Below are 21,561 nucleotides of genomic sequence, written 5' to 3' on the forward strand. Positions count from 1 at the left end.
ATTAGTTATTTAAAAGCAGTTACAATTAATAAAGCTAAACTCGAAATTACACTACCGATTCCAACCCATTCTCCTGTACTCATTTTTTTTCTATCTGGTTTTTCTGGAACAACAATCTGTGAATCTGGTAATACTTTTGGATAAGATCTAAAAAACAAAAATGATCCCGTAACAGCTGCTTTACCATTTGGATAAATTATATAAGCCTTTCTTTTCCATCCTTTATTATCAACACCACCAACAGAGTTTATATAGTATTTAAATCCTTTTCCACTCCTATATGGAATTTCGGAAGTCAACAATACATTACCTGTTACTTTTACACCTTCATTGTAAACTGCAACTTCAATTTCATCTCCAGGAAATAAAGTCACATTTGAAAAATGATTTTTATCTTTAACTATTTTTTCCCAATTAACTGGAATTGTAGCAAACTTTAATTCTTCTTTTAACTTTTTAGTCAATTTATCTTTTAAGGTATCATTTTTAGATAAATTCAAATCTATACTTTCTAACTTTTCAATTTGTTCTTGTTTAATTGGTCTCTTGATTTTCATTCCATCTAAATTTGCAATAGATGTCAATCCTCCTGCTCTCATTACCACATTGTAAACCGTCTCTTTTTTATTTGCCAAAACATATTTACCTGGATATCCGACAGCACCACTAACAGTAACCATTTCTGGTTTTTCATAAACAGCCATTCTCCGAATATTAATGACATCGAATGGTTTTAAAACAAAATTTTTAATTTGCTCATTATTGTCTGCTGTAATTTCAAGCTCAACTAACTCAATTCTTTTAGGATTAGCATCATCAATTTCATCCGACTTAACCATCCTGGCAATCTCAACTCTTTTAGAAGCTGAACCTGTTAGTCCTCCAACCTGAACTACTAAATCGTTAAGGGTTAGATTATCAAAATATTCATATTCACCAGGATTTTTTACTTCTCCATCAATTGTCACTTTATATTCTTCTCTAAAATCTAAAATAGAATAAACAGTTACAATATCTTCTCTTTTCAATTCAAGATCGGCACTTAAATCCCCAGATAGAGCTGCACTTAAATCTACATTTACAATTTCTGTTGTCAAATCTGTTTTTAAACGAATAATTCTAGCTCTTTTTGTATACGCGTCTTCTTTTAAACCTTCTGCTCTTGTAACAAGATCAGAAATTCTCATTCCTTCATTGTACGAATAGTAATCTGGCCTGAAAACTGCACCCTCAATTTTGATACGATTTTCGAAACGATTTAAAATTTTTGTAATTCTAAAGACATCCCCAGATTGTGGCTGATAAGTACTATATTCGCTTTCATTTATATCATGAACCTTAAATTCTTTACCTGTTTTTTGCAAGACATTTACAGATGCAGTATATGCAAATTCGTTAAATCCGGATGCAAAATTCAATAGATCAGAGAATTTTTCTCCCCTTTTCATTTCAAAAATCCCTGGACGTTTGACTTCTCCTTCAACTGTAACTCTCTGACTGTAAGCAGGGATTCTGATTACATCATTGTCCTTTAAACTGACATTGTCAGACTGATCTCCTTTCACTAAAAAGCGGTAGATATCTATATTTCTATAAACTTTATTATTTCGTATTAATTCAATGTTTCTGTAACTTCCATTTTTTCCAGGTCCTCCAGCCAAATGCAACGCATTATAAACTGTTGCTAGAGAAGAGATAGAGTAGTTACCTGGCTGTTTACCTCCAACAACGGTAATTTTAATAGTACGAATACGTCCTAAACTTACACTTACTTGAGATTGCCCAGACGAAACTGTACTATAAACTCTTCCTATAGCTGCCTTAATTTTTTGAGTAGCAGCTTCAATTGACATCCCTGACACAGAAATTTGTCCTACATAATCAATTGTAATTTTACCTTCAACGCTAACAGGTATGCTTGCATTATATTCCTGAACTCCATATACACTCACTTGCAATTCATCTCCAGGGCCTAAAACATAGTTCATTGGAGTTGCCAATTTTAAATCTGGTTCAAAATTTAGTGTAGGATTATCAAATAATTCTGATCCAAAAATTAAGGCATTAGCTGAATCTTTAACTTTTTCATTTTTAATTTCTTCCTGCTTTCTTCCTGAATCCTTATTTCCTGTTTTGGATTTATTATCTTTATCCTTGGCGTCCCCTTTAGAATTTTTCTTCTCAAATTCAGTAAGTTTAATTCGCAGCTTATTAAATTCTGTTTGACTCATTCCTTTAGAAAGTGCCATAGGTTCTACTTGATCAATTGAAGTATTATTACTTTTAAGCTGTGCACTTATTTTTGCCAAGTCATCATCAGACAAATAGTCTACTTTTATTGTACTTAAATCTTTCGATTTAAGAATATCTTGCGCATATCCATTAAAAGAGAACAAGAAAGTAAAAACCAGAATAAGAACGTATATTATTTTTTTCATATTTATTAATCTTAAAAGAACTAAGTTTTAATTAAAATTGTCTTTTTATGAATATTGTTTTTCATAGTATTCCTTATAAGAACCAGATGTTACGTTCTGCAGCCACTCTTCATTACTTAAATACCAATTTATAGTTTTTTCCAAACCTTCTTCAAAAGTAACAGATGGCTTCCATCCCAATTCTTTATTTATTTTTGAAGCGTCAATTGCATATCGTAAATCATGACCAGGTCTGTCTTTAACGTATGTAATCAAATTTTGAGAAGTACCCTTATCTCTTCCTAATTTTTGATCCATTATTTCACATAGTAACTTCACCAAATCAATATTTTTCCACTCGTTAAAGCCTCCAATATTATAAGTTTCGTGATTCTTCCCTTCATGAAAAACTAAATCTATAGCAATGGCATGATCTTCAACAAATAACCAATCGCGTGTATAATTACCATCACCATAAACAGGTAGAGGCTTGTTATTTATAATGTTATTTATAAAAAGCGGGATTAATTTTTCAGGAAAATGATAAGATCCGTAATTGTTTGAGCAGTTTGTTAAAACATAAGGTAACCCATAAGTTTCTCCATAAGCTCTAACAAAATGATCAGAGCTAGCTTTTGATGCAGAATAAGGAGAGTTTGGATCATAAGGTGTTGTTTCTGTAAACAAACCCTCAGCACCCAAAGAGCCATAAACTTCATCTGTACTAATATGATAAAATCTCTTTGCTTCAAAATCTCCTTTCCATTGATTTTTTGCAGCATTTAACAAGTTCATTGTTCCTATGACATTTGTTTTTACAAATGCAAGCGGATCTTCGATAGAACGATCTACATGAGATTCTGCCGCCAAGTGCAAAACTCCATCGAAATTATGTTGTGCAAAAAGTTTATTGATAAAAACTTCGTCAACAATATCACCTTTCACAAAAGTGTAGTTAGATTTATCTTCTATATCTTTTATATTCTCAAGATTCCCAGCATAAGTCAGAGCATCCAGATTAAATATCTGATACTCCGGATATTTATTTACAAAACGTCTTACTACGTGAGAACCAATAAAACCAGCACCGCCAGTAATTAGAATTTTTTTCATTTGATTAATTTAATAAATCTGAATTTATTCTTTCCAACTCACTGTAAATGTCTTTTACATCTTGTGAGTTTTCTTTCTGCAAAATTAAATTTGCTGTATCTGTATATACAAAAATAGTGTTTTTTAATCCTAAAAACGTGGTGTGCTTTCCTGAACCAATTACCATATTTCCGTTTTTGTCTATTGGATGCCCTTTTGAAACTAAATACTCATAAACTGATTCAAAAGAACCTAAATCTGACCATGAAAAAGAAGCTGGTACAACTTTAATTTTTTTACTTCTTTCCATAACAGCATAATCAATACTGATTGACGGAATTTGCATTGATAAATCTAAATCCAAGAATCCCTCTTTGGATGCTTCCCAAACTTCTTTAGATTTTTCATAAACATCTGGTTGAAATTGTTTCAACTCTTCTAAAAGAACTCCTGCTTTAAAACAAAACATGCCGCTGTTCCACAAAAAGTTGCCTCTTGCAATAAATTCTTTAGCAGTAGTTTCATTTGGCTTTTCACGGAACGAAATTACTTTATCACCTTTTGACTCGATATATCCATATCCAGTTTCTGGCTTAGTTGGAATAATTCCAAATGTTACGATATAACCTTCCTTAGCTTTTAAAACAGCTTCTTGGATAGCATTATTATAATCATCCATTTTATCAATTATATGATCAGAGGGAGTTATAATTAAGATATCATCAGGATTAGATGCAAAAGCTGCAAACGCAATTGCCGCTGCAGTATTTCTAGGTGTAGCTTCTACAATATTTAGATAAGACGTTTTAGTTTTATCCATCACTTTTCCGCTTAAATGATGATTATCAACGTTGCCAACAACCATCACTTTATCTGCTAAATGATTATTGCGTTCAACCGTCATTTCGAATAAAGATTTATTTTCAAATATCTCTAAATATTGTTTTGGCTGACTTTTTCTAGAAAGAGGCCATAACCTGCTTCCTACACCACCCGTTAAAATAACGTGAGTTATTGACATATTATATTTTTTTTAATTGTTTTTCAGCAACTTCTTTTCTAAGATTGCTACTTGAAAATCGATGATCTCTAACATTAAAATATAGCGTTATCCCTTTCTGTTCACAGTAATCACGGCCAGTAAAGTTTTTCTCTCTATATTCATCTCCAATGATTCTTACATCTATTTTAAAAGATCTCAAAATATCTTCTAAATCTTGTTCTGTTGCATAAGGGACAATTTCATCTACAAACTTGCAGCCTTTTAATTGTATATACCTTTCCACCACTGTTTGAGAAGGACTATTTTTTTCAGGACGATCAAGTGTTGGGTCTGTTTGCAAGCCAACTATTAAATAATCACATTCTCTTTTTGCTTCTTCTAACATCTTAATATGTCCAGCATGCAATAAATCAAAAGCACTAAAAGTTATTCCTACTTTCATAATTTAATAAAATTTAAAGTCTATTATCAGCTATGGTTCCCAAAACTCCTTTTACATCGTATAATAAACTATTTTCTTTTTGCAACTCTGAGAAATTTAATTCTAAACACTCCTTGTGAGAAACTCCCAGAACAATGGCGTCAAATGTATTATCGGGAATACTGTTAATTGTTATTAAATTATATTCTTTTTTTACATCATTTGCATTAGCTAACGGATCGAAAATTGTTACTACAATTCCGTATTCTTTTAATGCTTTTACAACGTCTACAATTTTGGTATTACGAACATCAGGACAATTTTCTTTAAAAGTAATTCCAAGCATTAACAAATTTGCTCCATTAACCGAAATTCCTTTTTTAATCATTAACTTCACGATTTGAGAAGCTACATATTCTCCCATACTGTCATTCAAACGTCTTCCTGCTAGAATTATTTCGGGATGATATCCAAATTCCTGAGCTCTTTGTGCTAAGTAATATGGATCTACACCTATGCAGTGCCCACCCACAAGACCTGGTTTAAATGGTAAGAAATTCCATTTTGTAGCAGCAGCAGTTAAAACTTCCTGCGTATCGATATTCATTAAATTGAAAATCTTAGCTAATTCATTCACAAAAGCAATATTGATATCTCGCTGAGAATTTTCAATCACTTTGGCTGCCTCGGCTACTTTTATTGATGGGGCTAAATGCGTACCAGCAATTATAACTGATTTGTATAATGCATCGACTTTTAAACCAATTTCAGGAGTTGAACCAGAAGTAACTTTTAGAATTTTTTCTACAGTATGTTCCTTATCTCCAGGATTTATTCTTTCAGGAGAATACCCTGCGAAAAAATCTTCATTAAATTTCAGTCCTGAAACTTTTTCTAAAACAGGTACACATTGTTCTTCTGTAACACCTGGATAGACCGTTGATTCATAAATCACGATATCTCCTCTTTTAAGTATTTTGCCAACTGATTCGCTGGATTTATATAAAGGTGTTAAATCAGGTCTATTGTTTTTATCAACTGGTGTTGGAACTGTTATAATGAAATAGTTACAGTTTGCTATATCTTCAAGCTGATTTGTACAGTATAATCCAACTTCATTTGTTTGATTATTAACCAATACTTTTTTTAAAGTCTCAGAATCAATTTCTAAAGTTGAATCAACTCCAGAATTTAAACTTTCAACTCTTGTTTCGTTTATATCAAATCCTACAACTGAATATTTTGTAGCAAATAATCTTGCTAAAGGCAAACCAACATAACCTAAACCAATAACAGCTATTTTTATGTTTTGTTCCAATTTCATTACTTTTTTATAATTTCACTCATTACAACTCATGGCTTCGCCCTTCTGAGTCACAAAATTTTGTCTCAGATGCCTTAAAATCATTTTCGGCAAATATAACATATTCACATTACTTAATCAATACGGTTTGTCGTATTACTAAAAAGAAATCGTATTAATTTTTTCTAAAAAAAACAAACTACTCTTAATCAAGTAATAAAGATTTTATTTACAAAAACGAAGAGAGTATAAAACATTAAACAATGATTAAACTCTCTTCCTTAATTTAATTCGTTCCTCTTTAGAAACGCAACTATTTATATTTTATTTTCAAAACACAGCCTAATGATTCAAGTACTAAAATATAATGTGTCTTCGAGACCTCCTGAACTATTGCATTTTGATTACTAAAAGCTCCTGTTTCTAATTTAATCCTGTCACCAACCTGAATTTTAGTTACTGAAACATCTACAATATTTGAAGCATTTAAACTACTCTTAATGTTCGATATTTCTTCATCTCTAACAATTGCAGGTTTCCCTAACCAAAACAAATATCTTACAACACCAGCAATTTGAAACACAGAATTTCGATCTGAATTTTCTAATTGCACAAAAACATAGGAATTAAAAAGCGGCATTTCAACCTTTTTCTTTCTATCAGACCATTCTTTGATTTGAGTAATCAGTGGACAATAACATTCAATTCCCATTTGAGTAAGCTTTTCAGCTACTTTTTTCTCCCATTTCGGCTTTGTATACAGAACATACCAATTCATAATCTTTAATTATCTCGAAAATAAAACTCTTTTTCAATCTCACTTTGCCAACTTTCCATCTTCATCTTAATTTTATTTCAATTCATAAGATCCAATTACGAACCTATTCCATTATATATAAATCCAATTGACTGCAATTCTTTTGCATTTAGAATATTTCTTCCATCAAAAACAAACGCCGGCTTATGCATTGAATCATAAATCTTTTGCCAATCGTAAGTTGTAAATTCATCCCATTCTGTTAAAACGGCAACTGCATGAGATCCTTTACAAGCTTCGTATGCATTATCAAAAATTATTAGCGCCTTGGCATTTTCTTCTGCAGATCTTGTTTCTAAATAATCTAAATCGCTAAGCATTTTAGTTCTTGAAACTTTTGGATCATAAACAGAAATTTTTGCTTGTTCATTAATTAAATCATCGGCCACATAAATCGCCGCTGATTCTCTTGTATCGTTGGTATCTTTTTTGAATGCCCACCCTAAAAAGGCGATTTTCTTGTCGGCTACAGTATTATACAGTGTTTGAACAATTTTATTTGAAAACCTTCTTTTTTGATGATCGTTCATAATAATAACTTGTTCCCAATAATCTGCCACTTCATTTAACCCATATGTTTTTGCAATATAAACCAGATTTAAAATATCTTTTTGAAAACAAGAACCTCCAAAACCAACAGAAGCTTTTAAGAATTTTGGTCCTATCCTACTGTCCATTCCGATTGCTCTTGCCACTTCATTTACATCTGCACCTGTTTTTTCGCAAAGTTCAGACATTGCATTAATAGAAGAAATACGTTGTGCCAAAAATGCATTCGCAGTTAACTTAGATAACTCAGATGACCAAACATTTGTTGTTAGAATTTTATCTTTACTAACCCAGTTTGCATAAACATCAACCAAAGCTTTAATCGCGGCTTCCCCTTCCGGAGTTGTGTCTCCTCCAATTAAAATTCGGTCTGGGTTCAATAAATCTGTAACTGCAGTTCCTTCTGCTAAAAATTCAGGATTTGACAAAATCTGAAATTGAACACCATTTCCTGTATTATCTAGTATACTTTTAATTGCTTCGGCAGTTCTAACAGGTAAAGTTGATTTTTCTACCACAATTTTATTCTGCTTCGCTACTTTTGCAATTTGTCTGGCACACAATTCAATATACTTTAAATCAGCTGCCATACCTTTTCCTTTACCATAAGTTTTGGTTGGGGTATTTACAGAAATAAAAATAACTTGTGCCTCATCGATTGCCTTTTCAACTTCTGTTGAAAAAAATAAATTTCTGCCTCTAGCCTCAGCTACGATTTCTGAAAGTCCAGGCTCATAAATCGGAATATTATCAGTATTTGGATCATTCCAATCTTTTATTCTCTGTTCATTCAAGTCTACAACTGTAACCTGAATATGTGGACATTTTTGAGCAATTACCGCCATTGTCGGACCTCCAACATAACCAGCACCAATGCAGCAAATTTTTGTAATTTCCATCTACTCTCTTATTATCTTATTTTTATTTCAAATTATTCCAATACCAGCTAACAGCCTCTTTTAATCCCTCTTGTAAAGAATATTTTGGATTGTAGCCCAGTAGTTTTTTTGCTTTTTCGATACTTGCCAACGAATGCGGTATATCTCCTGCACGGTTTTCACCATAAATAATTTCGACTTCAGCAATTTTCGGATCAAATTCCGACAGGTACTTTTTTAGATAACCCACTAAATCATTTAATGTATTTCTATCACCAAAAGCAGTATTATAAACGGTATTAACTGCAGTCTGATTTTCAATAGTCATAGCTAATTCATTCATTTGAATTACATTATCTATATAGGTAAAATCACGTGAATAATTGCCGTCGCCATTAATTACAGGGCTTTCAAGATTCATTAACTGTCTAACAAATTTCGGAATAACTGCCGCATAAGCACCATCCGGATCTTGTTTTCTTCCAAAAACATTAAAATATCGAAGTCCAATAGTTTCTAAACCATAGGTTCTGCTGAAAATTTCAGCATATAATTCGTTTACATATTTTGTTATTGCATAAGGTGACAAAGGTTTCCCTATTACTTCTTCAACTTTTGGCAATCCTTCAGAATCTCCATAAGTAGACGAACTCGCTGCATAAATAAAACGTCTTACTTTTGCATCACGAGCAGCTACCAGCATATTTAAAAACCCAGAAACATTGACATCATTAGTTGTTATTGGATCATTTATTGATCTTGGAACAGAGCCTAAAGCTGCCTGATGCAAAACATAATCTACACCTACAACCGCCACTTTACAATGTTCAAGATTTCTAATATCACCTTCAATTAATTTGTAATTGGGATTATTTATAAAATCTTTCAGATTATGACGATGACCTGTAGAAAAGTTATCTAAACAAATTACCCTATGTCCCAATCCTAAAAAATACTCCGATAAATTCGAACCAATAAATCCTGCTCCTCCGGTTATTAATATGGTATTTTGACTTGAAGTTTTCATTTGCTCTACATTATTTTTTTCTAAATACATTAGAAATCAGTTTCCAAATTCCAGTTTTTTCTTCTTCTTCATGATATCCGTTTGCATAAGCTCCATAGCCGTAGCCATATCCGTAAGTAGAACCATATTTTGCTTTATTTTCAAAACCGTTAAAAACGATACTGGCATTACTCAGTTCTCCTCTTTTAATTCTGTTATTAAGCAACGTGATCATATCTTTTTTAGTATAATTTTGTCTTACTATATAAAGAGTAACATCGGCATATTGAACTAACTCCAGAGCATCTGAAACCAAACCTACTGGAGGCGTATCCAGAATAATATAATCATATTTCTGTTTAAGTTCCTCCATCAACTCAGTCATGGCATCGCTTAAAATTAACTCAGATGGATTTGGTGGAATTGGTCCTGAAAGTATAACATCCAAATTTGATATCTGGGTTGAATTTGTAATTTCCGCCAAAGTATTTTGTCTGATCAAATAATTCACTACCCCTAATTGATTATTGGTCAAACAAAATTCATCTGCCAAACGAGGTTTTCTCAAATCTAAACCAACAATTACGGTTTTCTTTTCGCTTAAAGCAAAAACTGTTGCGATATTTATAGAGCAAAAAGTTTTTCCTTCACCACTAATAGAAGACGTAATCATTAAGGTTTTTGAACCGTTTAACTGCTGTCTTTTGTATAAAAATTGCAATGACGAACGAATACCTCTAAAAGCTTCTGAAAGTGCAGACTTTGGCTTATCAAATACAGCCAGGCTTACAGCATCTTTATTAACCCCCACAACACCTATTATCGGTATATCGGTTAGTTTATTAATATCATCCGTATTTTGAATTGAATTATTTATAAAGAAAATCGCAAATACGAACATCAGTGGAATTAAAATTCCTAAAAACAAAGCAAGCACATAATTTGCTGAAGTTTTTGGCCCAATTAACCCCCCGCCAATATCTTTAGCAGGATCAATAAAATGAATATCTGATAAATTAGAAGCTTTTACAATTTCGGCTTCATTTCGTTTCTGAAGAAATTCAGTATAAATATTATCGCTTAAATCATATTTTCTCTTGATTTTTAATAATTCCTGCTGCTCTTCCGGAAGTTTTCTTACTGTGCTTTCTGCCTGACCAATTTTAGCATTCACTAATGAAAGATCGTATAATAAAGAAGCTTTTGCAGAAGCAATATTTTCTAACAAAACACTTTTTACAGCCTGCATTTGATTGTCAAAATCCTTAAAAATCTTATCGCTTTTTACCGCATAAGCCATTTCTGATCTTTGCGTCGATAAAGCAATAAGTTTTGAAACACTTGAAACAATATTTGGATCTTCTATACCAGCAACAGAAGGCGCCGGAAGTCTTGAATAATCAACACTATTATTCAAATATGTTTTTAAAGAATTATAATAAGCAATTTTTCTTGTAACTTGATCTTTTTCTACATCAAAGTCCATTATTTTATCTGAGAATTTTGCTCCTCCGTCTTCAATCTCAAATATATTTTTATCTTTTCTGAAAGTTTTTAATTCATTACCCGTTTGCTTTAACTGAGATTCCATAGCAACAAGTGTACTATCTATAAATCTTATTGTATTAGTCGCGAACTGGTTTTTACCATCCAGCTGAATTTTAATTAACATTTTTACAGTCGAGTTCAAGTACTCAACCATTCTTGCTTTGTTAGTCCCCTGTAAACTTAAAGTTAATAGAGAACCTGCATTTTTATCCGCATCAACATTTATTTCTCTATAGCGAGCAACAGTTCCGTCAAAATCATTAAATTTTACGAAATATTCTTTTCCTTTATAAAAACCTGGATTGTCATTAATTTGCAATTTCCAGTTTAAAAAAGGAAGAGAAACCTGCTCTCCAACTTTATATTTTTTAGCAAAAGTTACAGGCTGTACAGAAGTATTACTGTATATGTTGTTTGAATATGTTATTAATGAAACCGAATTAGTTTCAAAAGGAATCTCAATTTGGTATTCATTTTCACTTAAAAATTTAATCTTGATTAAAGTATTGGCAAGCTGTCCTTTTGTTTTATCAATGTCTACATAAAAAGGAACTGCACCATAAGAATCGATTAAATTATATTTACCTTGTTCTAAATAATCTATATAGTACTGCAGTTTATTAACAACTAATTCGTTGTGAGATCGAGATTGTAAAATTGTCGAAATTCCGTTTACCTGATCAGAAATACCTCCCCAATTAAAAACCAAGCTGGTATTTGATGTAAAAAACGGATTGCTTTCTTCTTTGATTGAAATCATAGTCTGCATTCCGTAAATTTTTTCTTTTCGAATATTTACCTGATATGCAATAGTAAAAGCGATTATTAAACTGGCCAAAAACCATTTCCAATAACTTAAAATTTTCAGCAAAAACCCTTTAAAATCAAAATTTGAATGATTCTCAAAAATGGAAAAATCTTTTATATCTAACATCTTCTGAATAGAGTTTTAATTTTTGATTATCAAATAAACTGTCGTTGCTAATGACAATAAAGTTATAATAGTACCTATCGACTGTATACCTGTCTGTCCTGTTCCCCATGTTTTTTGCCTTAAAGGCTTAACATATATGTAATCATTTGGCTGAAGATTATAGTAAGGTGACTTCATTACATTGACATCAGTAAGATCCAGATCATGCATTTGAACTCCAGTAGGTGTTTGACGAATGATTGTTACTGATTTTCTATTCCCAACAGTTGTAATATCGCCTGAATTCGCGATTGCTTCCATTATATTTACTCGTTCTTGAAACAATGTTTTAGTACCCGTACTTCCAACTTCTCCATTGATAGTATATCTAAAACCCGCTAGTTTTACTGTTACAAAGATATTAGCTTCGCTTTTAAAATGCTCTTCAAGAAGCTTTTTTTCAATGTTAACCCTAACCTCTTCTAGAGTGTAACCAATAACGTTAATTTCTCCTAAAATTGGCATTCTTATATTTCCGTGATCGTCAACCGTAAATCCATCAAAATACAAAACCGCCTCTGATTTTGCGGTGGCTGCAGAAGTATTTTCTGTTGTATTAAAAATAGCTACCAGCTTTGGATCGATTGCTTTTATATTAATACTTAAAACATCATTTACCTGAAGTCTATATGGTTTTGATTCTACCGCAGCAATATTAGGGTGTTCACTTGAAGAATTTTTATCTTGCAAATAAGTTAGATCTTTTATAGGAATGCAAGAGGTAAATAATGCACTTATTAATAATAGAATACAGATGCTCTTTCTGGTCATTGTTAAAATTTTACCGCAAATATAGCTTTTCCTTTAGTTTCCAGAAAATCTATGTTTTATTTGATTTTAGTTAATTATTTTTGAAAGTTTTTTCGAATGGAACCCGATGCAGAATACTTCGTCCAAGGGTAATTTCGTCCGCATATTCTAATTCATCTCCAACAGAGATTCCTCGTGCAATAGTGGAGATTATTATTTCTGATTCGGCGATTTGTTTATAAATATAAAAATTGGTAGTATCTCCTTCCATTGTTGAGCTCAAAGCAAAAATAATCTCAATTATTTTTCCTGCTTTTACTTTTTCAACTAAGCTAAAAATATTTAACTGACTTGGGCCAACCCCTTCGATTGGAGAAATTTTCCCACCCAAAACATGATAAATCCCTTTATACTGTCCCGTATTTTCAATAGCCATGACGTCGCGAATATCTTCAACTACACAAATGGTCTGATGATTTCTGGCAGAATTTGCACAAATTTCGCAAACTGTTGTATCCGAAATGTTATGGCAATTTTCGCAAAACTTAATATCTTCACGCATATTCAACAGCGCTTGCGACAAGAAACCTGTCTGCTCTTTTGGCTGTTTTAACAAATGAAGAACCAAACGCAATGCCGTACGCTTACCTATTCCAGGCAATTGCGACATTTCGTTGACTGCTTTTTCTATTAGTTTTGATGAAAATTCCATGACGACAAAAGTAACATATTTAATGGTATCCGCAGCTTTGACGCATCTAAAATCAACTCTTTACATAAATAAAAAATTGTTTCTTAAAATTTATCTGACCAAATAGAAACAACATCCATTTATGACTATCTTAAAGCAAAGAGACCATAAAAGAAGCAGTAGAAAATCCTTAATATATTAATATTGGTTTGTAGCCAGCAAAACCAAAGTGCAAGCAACTTCTACTTCTATATTATTTAATTCTAGTAATTGATACAGTTCAGGGTTTTCTGTTCCGGGATTAAAAATTACTCTTTTTGGCTGCGCTTCAACAATATAATTATAATAATCTCTTTGACGCGAAGGATTTAAGTACAAGGTTACGGTATCTATATTTTTAACAGGAACCGCTTTGGTATGGATTTTCACACCTGCAACTTCACCTGTATTTTGTCCAATTGCAAGAACTGTATGTCCTTTTTGAGTTAGTGCATTTATCGCTCTAAAAGCATAACGATCTGGTTTTGTGGTAGCACCAAGAAGTAAGGTTTTTTTATTTTTCATCATTTTTAGAATATTCCACAAAAGTAGTCAAAAAGGATGAGCTTAACTTGTCTTATTGATTTAGAAAATTGACTGTAAAAAACAATATCATAATATTAATTTGCCTGCAGATATTAAAATTTGACTATTTTTACTTTACTAACCAATATTCTATGGATCTATTTATCTATCTGTTTGCAGCGCTTTTCTCAGTACTTAACCCAATAGGAACTGTTCCAATTTTTGTTGGATTAACACAGCATGACTCACAAAAAGAACGTTCGCGAATTTCTCTGTGGACTGCCATAAATGTTGGCATTATCTTATTGGTCTCTTATTTTATTGGCCAATACGTCTTAACCTTTTTTGGAATAAGTATTGATGCACTTCGCATTGCGGGCGGAATTGTAATCGTAAACTCTGGTTTTTCATTGCTTTCTGGTAAATTCAATAAAAAACGAGGAATTAACAAAAAAATTGAAAACGAAGTACAACAAAGAAACGATATAGCTTTAACTCCATTAGCAATTCCTATGCTTGCCGGACCTGGCTCTATCTCTTTATTAATTGCATTTTATCAGGAGCATCATGAAATGGAAGAAATTCTTTTTTCCTGCCTGGCAATTATAGCAATTGCAATAGTAATTTTTCTGATTCTAAAAAGCGCACATTACCTCGCAAGAATTTTAGGTGCATCTGGAATTGTAGCAATTTCGAGAATTGTAGGGTTTATTGTAATCTCTATAGGTATTCAATATATCGTAAGTTCTATCGTAAATATTATCAAAGGAAATTTAATGTGATTAATTATCTCCTAAAAAACAAAAAGGGATAAAAATTTAATTTTATCCCTTTTTGTTTTTTTTGAATTACTTTAATTTCTTGGCAAGAAAACTTCCGCCATCATACATCTGGCACTTCCGCCTCCGCAAGCCTCAATAGTATCTAAGCTTGAACTTAAAATCTCTGCATGTTTTTCTAATTGCTGCACTTGTTTCGGGGTTAGACTTTGATGAGCTGATGCACTCATAACAATATATTTTTTATCGTTTGTTCCTCTAACTTCTAACATATTCCCGGCAAAATTATTTACCTGATTTTCTGTAATTAATATAATTTCTTTTTTATCTTCTTTTAAATTATCAAGAACCATTTTACGTTCTTTTTTATCATCGATACAATCTGCACAAATAACAGCAAAAGTTTCACCAAGGCACATCATAACATTGGTATGATAAATCAACTTACGCTCGCCGTCAACAGTCTGAAAAGCTTCAAAAATTACAGGAGCATAATCAAAATCTTCGCAGAATTCAATAAACAATTCCTCATCTGCACGCGGTGATAATGCGCAATATGCTTTTCCATTGGCACGGTCTAAAAGCAAGCTTCCTGTCCCTTCCAAAAAATAACCATCATCTTCTGCAGATGTATAATCCATTATGTTTGAAATTTCAAAACCTTTTTCCTCCAAAGTGTCTAAAATATCTTCACGACGTTCCTGACGACGATTCTCAGCAAACATTGGATAAAGAGCCACATCTCCATTTTCATGAAATGATACCCAATTGTTTGGAAAAATACTATCTGGAGTATCTGTTTCCAAATTATCCTCAATTACCGTTACATCAACTCCAACTGCTCTAAGTTTTTCAACAAAAGCATCAAATTCTTGCTGCGCCTTTGCGTTAACTGTACTCGGTAATAAACCATCCAGTACTTTTTGATAATAATTATTTACGGCAGTCTGCTCATTCATTCTGAAAGCAACAGGCCGAATCATTACAATTGCATTTGTTGTTTGTTTCATTTTATATATTTTTTTGTTTCAGGTTTCAGGTTTCACGTTGCATAAAAAACTTGAAACCTAAAACTTTGAAACTATATTTTAGTCTCTAATTAACGGCAAAGTTGAACATCTCAACAATCCTTCTTGCTTAGCAATTTCGGCATACGGAATTTCTTCTACAGTAAAGCCATTTGCGCGCAGCCAGTTATTTAATCTTGTAAAGTTTTTCTCAGAAACAACAACATCTTTATCAATCGAAAATACATTCGAAAACATGTTGTACATTTCTTCTCTTTCGATATGAAATAAGTTCTCTTTTCCGAAAAGATTTACCAAATATAAATAATCTGCCTCTTCTCGAAAACCTCTTTTATAGATGATTCCCTTATTTCTTCCCACAGGTTGAAAACAGCAGTCTAAATGTAATGCGTTATCACGAGCTTCTAATTTTGATTTAACCAAATCAAATTCTTTTACAATTTTATCAGGAAACAATTCTTTAATAAACTTAACCCCATGCATATTGGTTCTGGCTGTTATATAATCTTTGTAATCACTTCCTTTATAAGTTCCTATAAAAATATGATCGTTCCAAAGCATTACATCACCGCCTTCAATATGAACTTCTTCCGGTGGACGAACTACTTTTAAAGGATCAATTTGATCAATTACGTATTGAATAGCATCTAACTCACGTTCGCGATCAGGTAAAATATTCGACTTTATAAAAATATCATCAATTACAAATCCGATATCTCTTGCAAATATCTGATTGTAATTTTCGATCATTTCAGGACGATAAACAGTTACATCATACTTCTTAAAAACAGCATTAAAAGCATCCATTTCTGCGACCATATCTTTTTCAATAGGATATGTTCCTGCTTTAATATGTTCCAATGATTTAGGATCATAGGCTTCATCAATTGACGGAGTTGGCCCATTATGAACGGCTGAACCCAAAACTACAGCACGCAGTCTCGACGTTTCGTTCTTTACATTTAATTGCAACATAACTTTATTATATTTTGGACAAAGATAAAAAAAGCTTCACAGTTAAGTGAAGCTTTAGTTTTTTTATTTATTAGACTTGAACTCTCTTAAAGGATGTCCAGTATAAATTTGTCTAGGTCTTCCAATTGGTTCTTTATTTTCACGCATTTCTTTCCATTGCGCAATCCAACCCGGAAGTCTTCCAATTGCGAACATTACTGTAAACATATCAGTTGGAATTCCTAATGCTCTGTAGATAATTCCAGAGTAGAAATCAACGTTTGGATATAAGTTTCTTGATTTAAAATAATCATCTTCTAAAGCCGCAGCTTCTAATTTTTTAGCTATTTCTAAAATAGGATCTTCAACTCCTAAAGTTTCTAAAACTTCTTTAGCTGCTTTTTTGATGATTTTTGCTCTTGGATCAAAGTTTTTATAAACTCTATGACCAAATCCCATTAAACGGAAAGGATCATTTTTATCTTTTGCTTTCGCCAAGAATTTATCCGTATCTCCTCCATCTTTATTAATTTCTTCCAGCATTTCAAGCACTGCTTGATTTGCACCTCCATGAAGAGGCCCCCAAAGAGCTGAAACTCCAGATGAAATAGAAGCAAATAATCCTGCATGAGATGAACCTACCATTCTTACTGTAGATGTAGAACAATTTTGTTCGTGATCTGCATGAAGAATAAATAATTTATCTAAAGCATCAACTACAACTGGATTTGCCGAATAAGGCCCTGTAGGCAGCTTAAACATCAATTGCATAAAGTTCTCTACATATCCCGTTGTATTATCGTAATAATTTAAAGGATACCCCATAGATTTTCTATAAGTCCAAGTTGCGATTACAAGAAATTTACCCATTGTTTTACAAATGGCTTCGTACATTTCTTTTTCATTGTCCACATTAACTGCTTTTGGATTAAATGCTGTTAAAGCACTTGTTAAGGCAGATAGTACACCCATTGGATGAGCTGTTTTTGGGAAACCGTCAATGATATTTTTCATCTCTTCGTTTACCAAAGTATGTTTTTTAATACCATTTTCGAATTGCTCTAATTCCTGAGCTGTTGGTAATTCTCCAAAAATCAACAGATAAGAAACTTCCAAAAAGTTAGCCTTTTCAGCCAAGTCTTCGATTGAATATCCTCTGTAACGTAAAATTCCTAATTCGCCATCTAAAAAAGTAATTTCACTTTTACAAGATCCAGAATTTTTATATCCCGGATCAAGAGTAATAATACCAGTTAAATCACGTAATTTGTTAATATCGATAGCTGATTCATTTTCGCTTCCTGTGATTATTGGAAGTTCAATTTTCTTACCATCTATTTCTAATGTAGCTATTTTTGACATAATATAATTGGAAATAATTCTATAAAATAATAATTTACCAAATCTAATGAATTTAAGACTAATTAAAAAAAGAATACTGCTATGAATTTGTTAAAAGTCCAAAAAAAAACCATTCGTAAAAAACGAATGGTTTAATATTACTATATAATTCTTATAATTATTTGATCTTGAAAGCGTTTAATCCAGGGAAATAAGCAGTACTTCCTAACTCTTCTTCGATTCTTAATAATTGATTGTATTTTGCCATACGATCAGAACGAGATGCTGAACCAGTTTTAATTTGACCACAGTTTAAAGCAACTGCTAAGTCCGCAATTGTATTATCTTCAGTTTCTCCAGAACGGTGAGACATTACTGAAGTATACCCAGCATTTTTAGCCATATTTACTGCAGCGATAGTTTCTGTTAAAGTACCAATTTGGTTTACTTTTACAAGGATTGAATTAGCAATACCTTTTTCAATACCAGTAGACAAACGAGCAACATTAGTCACAAACAAATCATCACCTACTAATTGTACTTTGTTTCCAATTTTTTCAGTTAAGTATTTCCATCCATCCCAGTCATCTTCGTACATACCATCTTCGATAGATATAATTGGATATTTAGCTGCAAGTTCCGCTAAATAATCAGCTTGTTCTTCAGATGTTCTGATTTTTCCAGTTTCGCCTTCAAATTTAGTGTAATCGTATTTTCCGTTTACATAAAACTCAGAAGCAGCACAATCAAGAGCAATCATAATTTCGTCACCGAAAGTATAACCTGCCTTTTCAACCGCAAGTTTGATAGTATCCAAAGCATCTTCCGTTCCACCAGCTAAGTTTGGAGCAAAACCTCCTTCATCACCAACAGCTGTACTTAAACCTCTATCGTGTAAAACTTTTTTCAAGCTGTGGAAAATTTCAGTTCCCATTTGCATCGCGTGAGTAAACGAAGTCGCTTTTACAGGGAAAATCATAAACTCTTGGAATGCGATAGGCGCATCAGAGTGAGAACCTCCATTGATGATGTTCATCATTGGAACAGGTAATGTATTAGCAGAAACTCCACCTACGTATCTGTATAAAGGTAATCCAAGTTCGTTTGCAGCCGCTTTTGCAGCAGCTAAAGAAACTCCTAAAATAGCATTAGCTCCTAATTTAGATTTATTTGGAGTTCCATCTAAATCAATCATTAATTGATCGATAGTATTTTGTTCAAAAACAGAAGTTCCAACTAATTCTTCAGCAATAACAGTATTTACATTGTTCACTGCATTTAAAACTCCTTTTCCAAGATAAGCCTTACCTCCGTCACGTAATTCAACAGCTTCGTGTTCTCCAGTTGATGCTCCAGATGGAACCGCAGCTCTACCTAAAACTCCGTTCTCAGTTACTACATCAACCTCAATAGTTGGATTTCCTCTGGAATCCAGAATTTGTCTTGCGTGAACTTTAATTATAATACTCATTATTTTTGTTTTTTATTAATAGATAATATATTTTTTTTCCGAAATTATAAAAATATTCAATATTAAAAACGTATTTTCCTTATTAAACACCTTTATTTATTAACTACATCGTTTTAGAGGCAGCTAGTTTTATATTCTCAACAAATTGATCAAATAAATAAGACGAATCATGTGGTCCAGGACTTGCTTCTGGGTGATATTGCACTGAAAAACAATTCTTATTTTTCATTCTCATACCCGCCACAGTTCCATCATTTAAATGTAAATGTGTAATTTCTAAATCAGGATGATTATCTAATTGTTCTTTGTTTACAGCAAAACCATGATTCTGAGAAGTAATCTCTCCTTTTCCAGTAATCAAATTCTTTACCGGGTGATTAATACCACGATGTCCATTAAACATCTTATAAGTCTGAACTCCATTTGCCAAAGCAATTACCTGATGTCCTAGACAGATCCCAAATAAAGGTTTATCCTGAGCAAGAATTTTCTTTGCTACTTCAATCGCTCCAAATAAAGGATCTGGATCCCCAGGCCCATTCGACAAGAAGAAACCATCCGGATTAAACGAATTTAAATCCTCATAAGTTGAGTTGTATGGAAAAACTTTTATGTAACAATCTCTCTTAGCAAGATTTCTTAAAATGTTCTTTTTAATTCCAAGGTCAAGTGCAGAAATTTTATAAGTTGCATTTTCATCTCCAACAAAATACGGTTCAGTCGTCGATACTTTCGAAGCAAGTTCTAAACCCTCCATATTTGGAACATTTGCTAATTCTTTCTTTAAATCTTCAATTGAAGTTCCGTCCGTGCAAATTACCGCATTCATTGCGCCGTTATCACGAATGTAACTTACAAGAGCTCTTGTATCAACATCAGAAATACAAATTAGATTTTGCTTAGCAAAGTAATCCTCTAAACTTCCAGAAGCACCTTCTCTTGAATAATTAAAGCTAAAGTTTTTACAAACCAAACCAGCAATTTTTATGCTGTCTGACTCAACTTCTAAATCATTAACACCATAATTACCAATATGCGGATTAGTCGCAACCATAATTTGACCAAAATAAGAAGGATCTGTAAAAATCTCCTGATATCCGGTCATTCCAGTATTAAAACAAACTTCACCAAAAGTTTTACCGCTGATTCCGATAGATTTACCATGAAAAATAGTTCCATCGCTAAGTAATAAAATGGCGCTTTGTCGTGTTGTGTATTTCATTCTTTAATTTGTATTGTTTTTAATCGTCTTATGAAACTTTTGATGTTTCATTTGTAATTAGATATTTTGCAAATTTACTTCTTTAAAAGAGCGCTGCCAAGATTTTTTAAAAATTTCATTCATAAAAATAAAACCAAGGCGTTGAAATAAGTTAAATTTTGCTCTTTAAAAAAAATCAAAAAAAAAGGATAAACTAAAAATTAGCTTATCCTTGATTTCTATAGAATCATTACTTTCATAATTATTCAGAAGCTTCAGTAGTCGTTTCTGATTCAGCAGCAGGAGCTTCAGGAGTACCCTCAGCTTTTTTAGCTTTACCACCACGACGGCTTTTTGCTTTTTTAACTTCTTTTTTACCACCATTGTAAAGTTCATTGAAATCTACAAGTTCGATCATTGCCATATCAGCATTATCTCCCAAACGATTTCCAACTTTAATGATACGAGTGTATCCACCTGGACGGTCTCCAACTTTAGCAGCCACATCTCTGAACAAGTCAGTTACAGCATATTTGCTACGTAGGTATGCAAAAACAATACGACGATTGTGAGTCGTATCTTCTTTTGATTTAGTGATTAAAGGCTCAACGAATTGTTTAAGCGCTTTAGCTTTAGCAACAGTAGTGTTAATACGTTTGTGCTCAATAAGAGAACAAGCCATATTAGCCAACATAGCTTTTCTATGTCCAGTCTGTCTGCTTAAGTGATTGAATTTTTTTCCGTGTCTCATTGCTATTTTAAATTTAATCCGCCG

Annotated in this window: 19 protein-coding genes; 1 reads left to right on the forward strand and 18 read right to left on the reverse strand. The window is 32.5% G+C overall.

Features of this window, described 5'->3' with window-relative positions; all coding sequences use genetic code 11:
* Positions 1-5: 5 nt before the first annotated feature.
* The 12 genes from BKM63_RS03095 to BKM63_RS03150 all read right to left on the reverse strand — a co-directional run bounded on the left by BKM63_RS03095 (position 6) and on the right by BKM63_RS03150 (position 14,012).
* A complete protein-coding gene (locus tag BKM63_RS03095; RefSeq protein WP_071635213.1) occupies positions 6-2,438 on the reverse strand; it encodes an SLBB domain-containing protein in 2,433 nt (810 codons plus the stop codon).
* Positions 2,439-2,483: 45 nt separating this feature from the next.
* Positions 2,484-3,530: a dTDP-glucose 4,6-dehydratase gene (rfbB, locus tag BKM63_RS03100; protein ID WP_071635214.1), complete on the reverse strand. Its 1,047-nt coding sequence runs from the start codon at positions 3,528-3,530 to the stop codon at positions 2,484-2,486.
* Positions 3,531-3,534: 4 nt separating this feature from the next.
* Positions 3,535-4,530, reverse strand: coding sequence for a mannose-1-phosphate guanylyltransferase (locus BKM63_RS03105; protein WP_071635215.1), 996 nt, complete (start codon positions 4,528-4,530; stop codon positions 3,535-3,537).
* Between the two features lies 1 nt (position 4,531).
* A complete protein-coding gene (locus BKM63_RS03110) occupies positions 4,532-4,954 on the reverse strand; it encodes an adenylyltransferase/cytidyltransferase family protein (protein WP_071635216.1) in 423 nt (140 codons plus the stop codon).
* Between the two features lie 13 nt (positions 4,955-4,967).
* Complete coding sequence (locus BKM63_RS03115) at positions 4,968-6,257, reverse strand: nucleotide sugar dehydrogenase (RefSeq protein WP_071635217.1); 1,290 nt, start codon at positions 6,255-6,257, stop codon at positions 4,968-4,970.
* A gap of 292 nt (positions 6,258-6,549) precedes the next feature.
* A complete protein-coding gene (locus BKM63_RS03120) occupies positions 6,550-7,014 on the reverse strand; it encodes a UpxY family transcription antiterminator (RefSeq protein WP_071635218.1) in 465 nt (154 codons plus the stop codon).
* A gap of 95 nt (positions 7,015-7,109) precedes the next feature.
* A complete protein-coding gene (locus tag BKM63_RS03125; protein ID WP_071635219.1) occupies positions 7,110-8,501 on the reverse strand; it encodes a UDP-glucose 6-dehydrogenase in 1,392 nt (463 codons plus the stop codon).
* Between the two features lie 22 nt (positions 8,502-8,523).
* The gene (locus BKM63_RS03130; RefSeq protein WP_071635567.1) at positions 8,524-9,507 is read right to left on the reverse strand and encodes an SDR family oxidoreductase; all 984 of its coding nucleotides are present in this window, start codon (positions 9,505-9,507) and stop codon (positions 8,524-8,526) included.
* 10 nt (positions 9,508-9,517) lie between these two features.
* Complete coding sequence (locus BKM63_RS03135; RefSeq protein ID WP_071635220.1) at positions 9,518-11,968, reverse strand: polysaccharide biosynthesis tyrosine autokinase; 2,451 nt, start codon at positions 11,966-11,968, stop codon at positions 9,518-9,520.
* Positions 11,969-11,983: 15 nt separating this feature from the next.
* The gene (locus tag BKM63_RS03140; RefSeq protein ID WP_071635221.1) at positions 11,984-12,778 is read right to left on the reverse strand and encodes a polysaccharide biosynthesis/export family protein; all 795 of its coding nucleotides are present in this window, start codon (positions 12,776-12,778) and stop codon (positions 11,984-11,986) included.
* Positions 12,779-12,848: 70 nt separating this feature from the next.
* Complete coding sequence (gene recR, locus BKM63_RS03145) at positions 12,849-13,469, reverse strand: recombination mediator RecR (protein ID WP_071635222.1); 621 nt, start codon at positions 13,467-13,469, stop codon at positions 12,849-12,851.
* Positions 13,470-13,646: 177 nt separating this feature from the next.
* A complete protein-coding gene (locus BKM63_RS03150; protein WP_071635223.1) occupies positions 13,647-14,012 on the reverse strand; it encodes a CoA-binding protein in 366 nt (121 codons plus the stop codon).
* Positions 14,013-14,164: 152 nt separating this feature from the next.
* Here BKM63_RS03150 and BKM63_RS03155 point away from each other — a divergent pair, with 152 nt between their 5' ends.
* Positions 14,165-14,794 carry a MarC family NAAT transporter gene (locus BKM63_RS03155; RefSeq protein WP_071635224.1) on the forward strand — a complete coding sequence of 210 codons (630 nt, stop codon included), beginning with the start codon at positions 14,165-14,167 and terminating at the stop codon, positions 14,792-14,794.
* Positions 14,795-14,865: 71 nt separating this feature from the next.
* Here BKM63_RS03155 and ctlX read toward each other — a convergent pair whose 3' ends face one another.
* The 6 genes from ctlX to rplQ form a co-directional block, all read right to left on the reverse strand.
* Positions 14,866-15,801, reverse strand: coding sequence for a citrulline utilization hydrolase CtlX (ctlX, locus tag BKM63_RS03160; RefSeq protein WP_071635225.1), 936 nt, complete (start codon positions 15,799-15,801; stop codon positions 14,866-14,868).
* A 78-nt stretch (positions 15,802-15,879) separates the two neighbouring features.
* Positions 15,880-16,794: a dimethylarginine dimethylaminohydrolase family protein gene (locus BKM63_RS03165; protein WP_071635226.1), complete on the reverse strand. Its 915-nt coding sequence runs from the start codon at positions 16,792-16,794 to the stop codon at positions 15,880-15,882.
* Positions 16,795-16,857: 63 nt separating this feature from the next.
* The gene (locus BKM63_RS03170) at positions 16,858-18,135 is read right to left on the reverse strand and encodes a citrate synthase (RefSeq protein ID WP_071635227.1); all 1,278 of its coding nucleotides are present in this window, start codon (positions 18,133-18,135) and stop codon (positions 16,858-16,860) included.
* 157 nt (positions 18,136-18,292) lie between these two features.
* Positions 18,293-19,585 carry a phosphopyruvate hydratase gene (gene eno / locus BKM63_RS03175; protein WP_053470835.1) on the reverse strand — a complete coding sequence of 431 codons (1,293 nt, stop codon included), beginning with the start codon at positions 19,583-19,585 and terminating at the stop codon, positions 18,293-18,295.
* 103 nt (positions 19,586-19,688) lie between these two features.
* Entirely contained in the window at positions 19,689-20,807 is a 1,119-nt protein-coding gene (gene carA / locus BKM63_RS03180) for a glutamine-hydrolyzing carbamoyl-phosphate synthase small subunit (protein ID WP_071635228.1), read from the reverse strand.
* A gap of 241 nt (positions 20,808-21,048) precedes the next feature.
* Positions 21,049-21,537 carry a 50S ribosomal protein L17 gene (rplQ, locus tag BKM63_RS03185; protein ID WP_017495007.1) on the reverse strand — a complete coding sequence of 163 codons (489 nt, stop codon included), beginning with the start codon at positions 21,535-21,537 and terminating at the stop codon, positions 21,049-21,051.
* Positions 21,538-21,561 lie beyond the last annotated feature (24 nt).

The sequence above is a fragment of the Flavobacterium johnsoniae genome (assembly GCF_001879205.1).
In the GTDB taxonomy this organism is placed as follows: Bacteria; Bacteroidota; Bacteroidia; order Flavobacteriales; family Flavobacteriaceae; genus Flavobacterium; species Flavobacterium johnsoniae_A.

Excerpts from the sequence above, each read along its gene's own strand:
- BKM63_RS03170 (WP_071635227.1), bottom strand. The coding sequence starts at position 18,135 with ATGTCAAAAATAGCTACATTAGAAATAGATGGTAAGAAAATTGAACTT.
- BKM63_RS03150 (WP_071635223.1), bottom strand. The coding sequence starts at position 14,012 with ATGAAAAATAAAAAAACCTTACTTCTTGGTGCTACCACAAAACCAGAT.
- BKM63_RS03155 (WP_071635224.1), top strand. The coding sequence starts at position 14,165 with ATGGATCTATTTATCTATCTGTTTGCAGCGCTTTTCTCAGTACTTAAC.
- BKM63_RS03110 (WP_071635216.1), bottom strand. The coding sequence starts at position 4,954 with ATGAAAGTAGGAATAACTTTTAGTGCTTTTGATTTATTGCATGCTGGA.
- eno (WP_053470835.1), bottom strand. The coding sequence starts at position 19,585 with ATGAGTATTATAATTAAAGTTCACGCAAGACAAATTCTGGATTCCAGA.
- BKM63_RS03130 (WP_071635567.1), bottom strand. The coding sequence starts at position 9,507 with ATGAAAACTTCAAGTCAAAATACCATATTAATAACCGGAGGAGCAGGA.
- BKM63_RS03125 (WP_071635219.1), bottom strand. The coding sequence starts at position 8,501 with ATGGAAATTACAAAAATTTGCTGCATTGGTGCTGGTTATGTTGGAGGT.
- BKM63_RS03105 (WP_071635215.1), bottom strand. The coding sequence starts at position 4,530 with ATGTCAATAACTCACGTTATTTTAACGGGTGGTGTAGGAAGCAGGTTA.
- BKM63_RS03120 (WP_071635218.1), bottom strand. The coding sequence starts at position 7,014 with ATGAATTGGTATGTTCTGTATACAAAGCCGAAATGGGAGAAAAAAGTA.
- BKM63_RS03165 (WP_071635226.1), bottom strand. The coding sequence starts at position 16,794 with ATGTTGCAATTAAATGTAAAGAACGAAACGTCGAGACTGCGTGCTGTA.
- recR (WP_071635222.1), bottom strand. The coding sequence starts at position 13,469 with ATGGAATTTTCATCAAAACTAATAGAAAAAGCAGTCAACGAAATGTCG.
- BKM63_RS03140 (WP_071635221.1), bottom strand. The coding sequence starts at position 12,778 with ATGACCAGAAAGAGCATCTGTATTCTATTATTAATAAGTGCATTATTT.
- ctlX (WP_071635225.1), bottom strand. The coding sequence starts at position 15,801 with ATGAAACAAACAACAAATGCAATTGTAATGATTCGGCCTGTTGCTTTC.
- BKM63_RS03115 (WP_071635217.1), bottom strand. The coding sequence starts at position 6,257 with ATGAAATTGGAACAAAACATAAAAATAGCTGTTATTGGTTTAGGTTAT.
- rfbB (WP_071635214.1), bottom strand. The coding sequence starts at position 3,530 with ATGAAAAAAATTCTAATTACTGGCGGTGCTGGTTTTATTGGTTCTCAC.
- rplQ (WP_017495007.1), bottom strand. The coding sequence starts at position 21,537 with ATGAGACACGGAAAAAAATTCAATCACTTAAGCAGACAGACTGGACAT.
- BKM63_RS03135 (WP_071635220.1), bottom strand. The coding sequence starts at position 11,968 with ATGTTAGATATAAAAGATTTTTCCATTTTTGAGAATCATTCAAATTTT.
- BKM63_RS03095 (WP_071635213.1), bottom strand. The coding sequence starts at position 2,438 with ATGAAAAAAATAATATACGTTCTTATTCTGGTTTTTACTTTCTTGTTC.
- carA (WP_071635228.1), bottom strand. The coding sequence starts at position 20,807 with ATGAAATACACAACACGACAAAGCGCCATTTTATTACTTAGCGATGGA.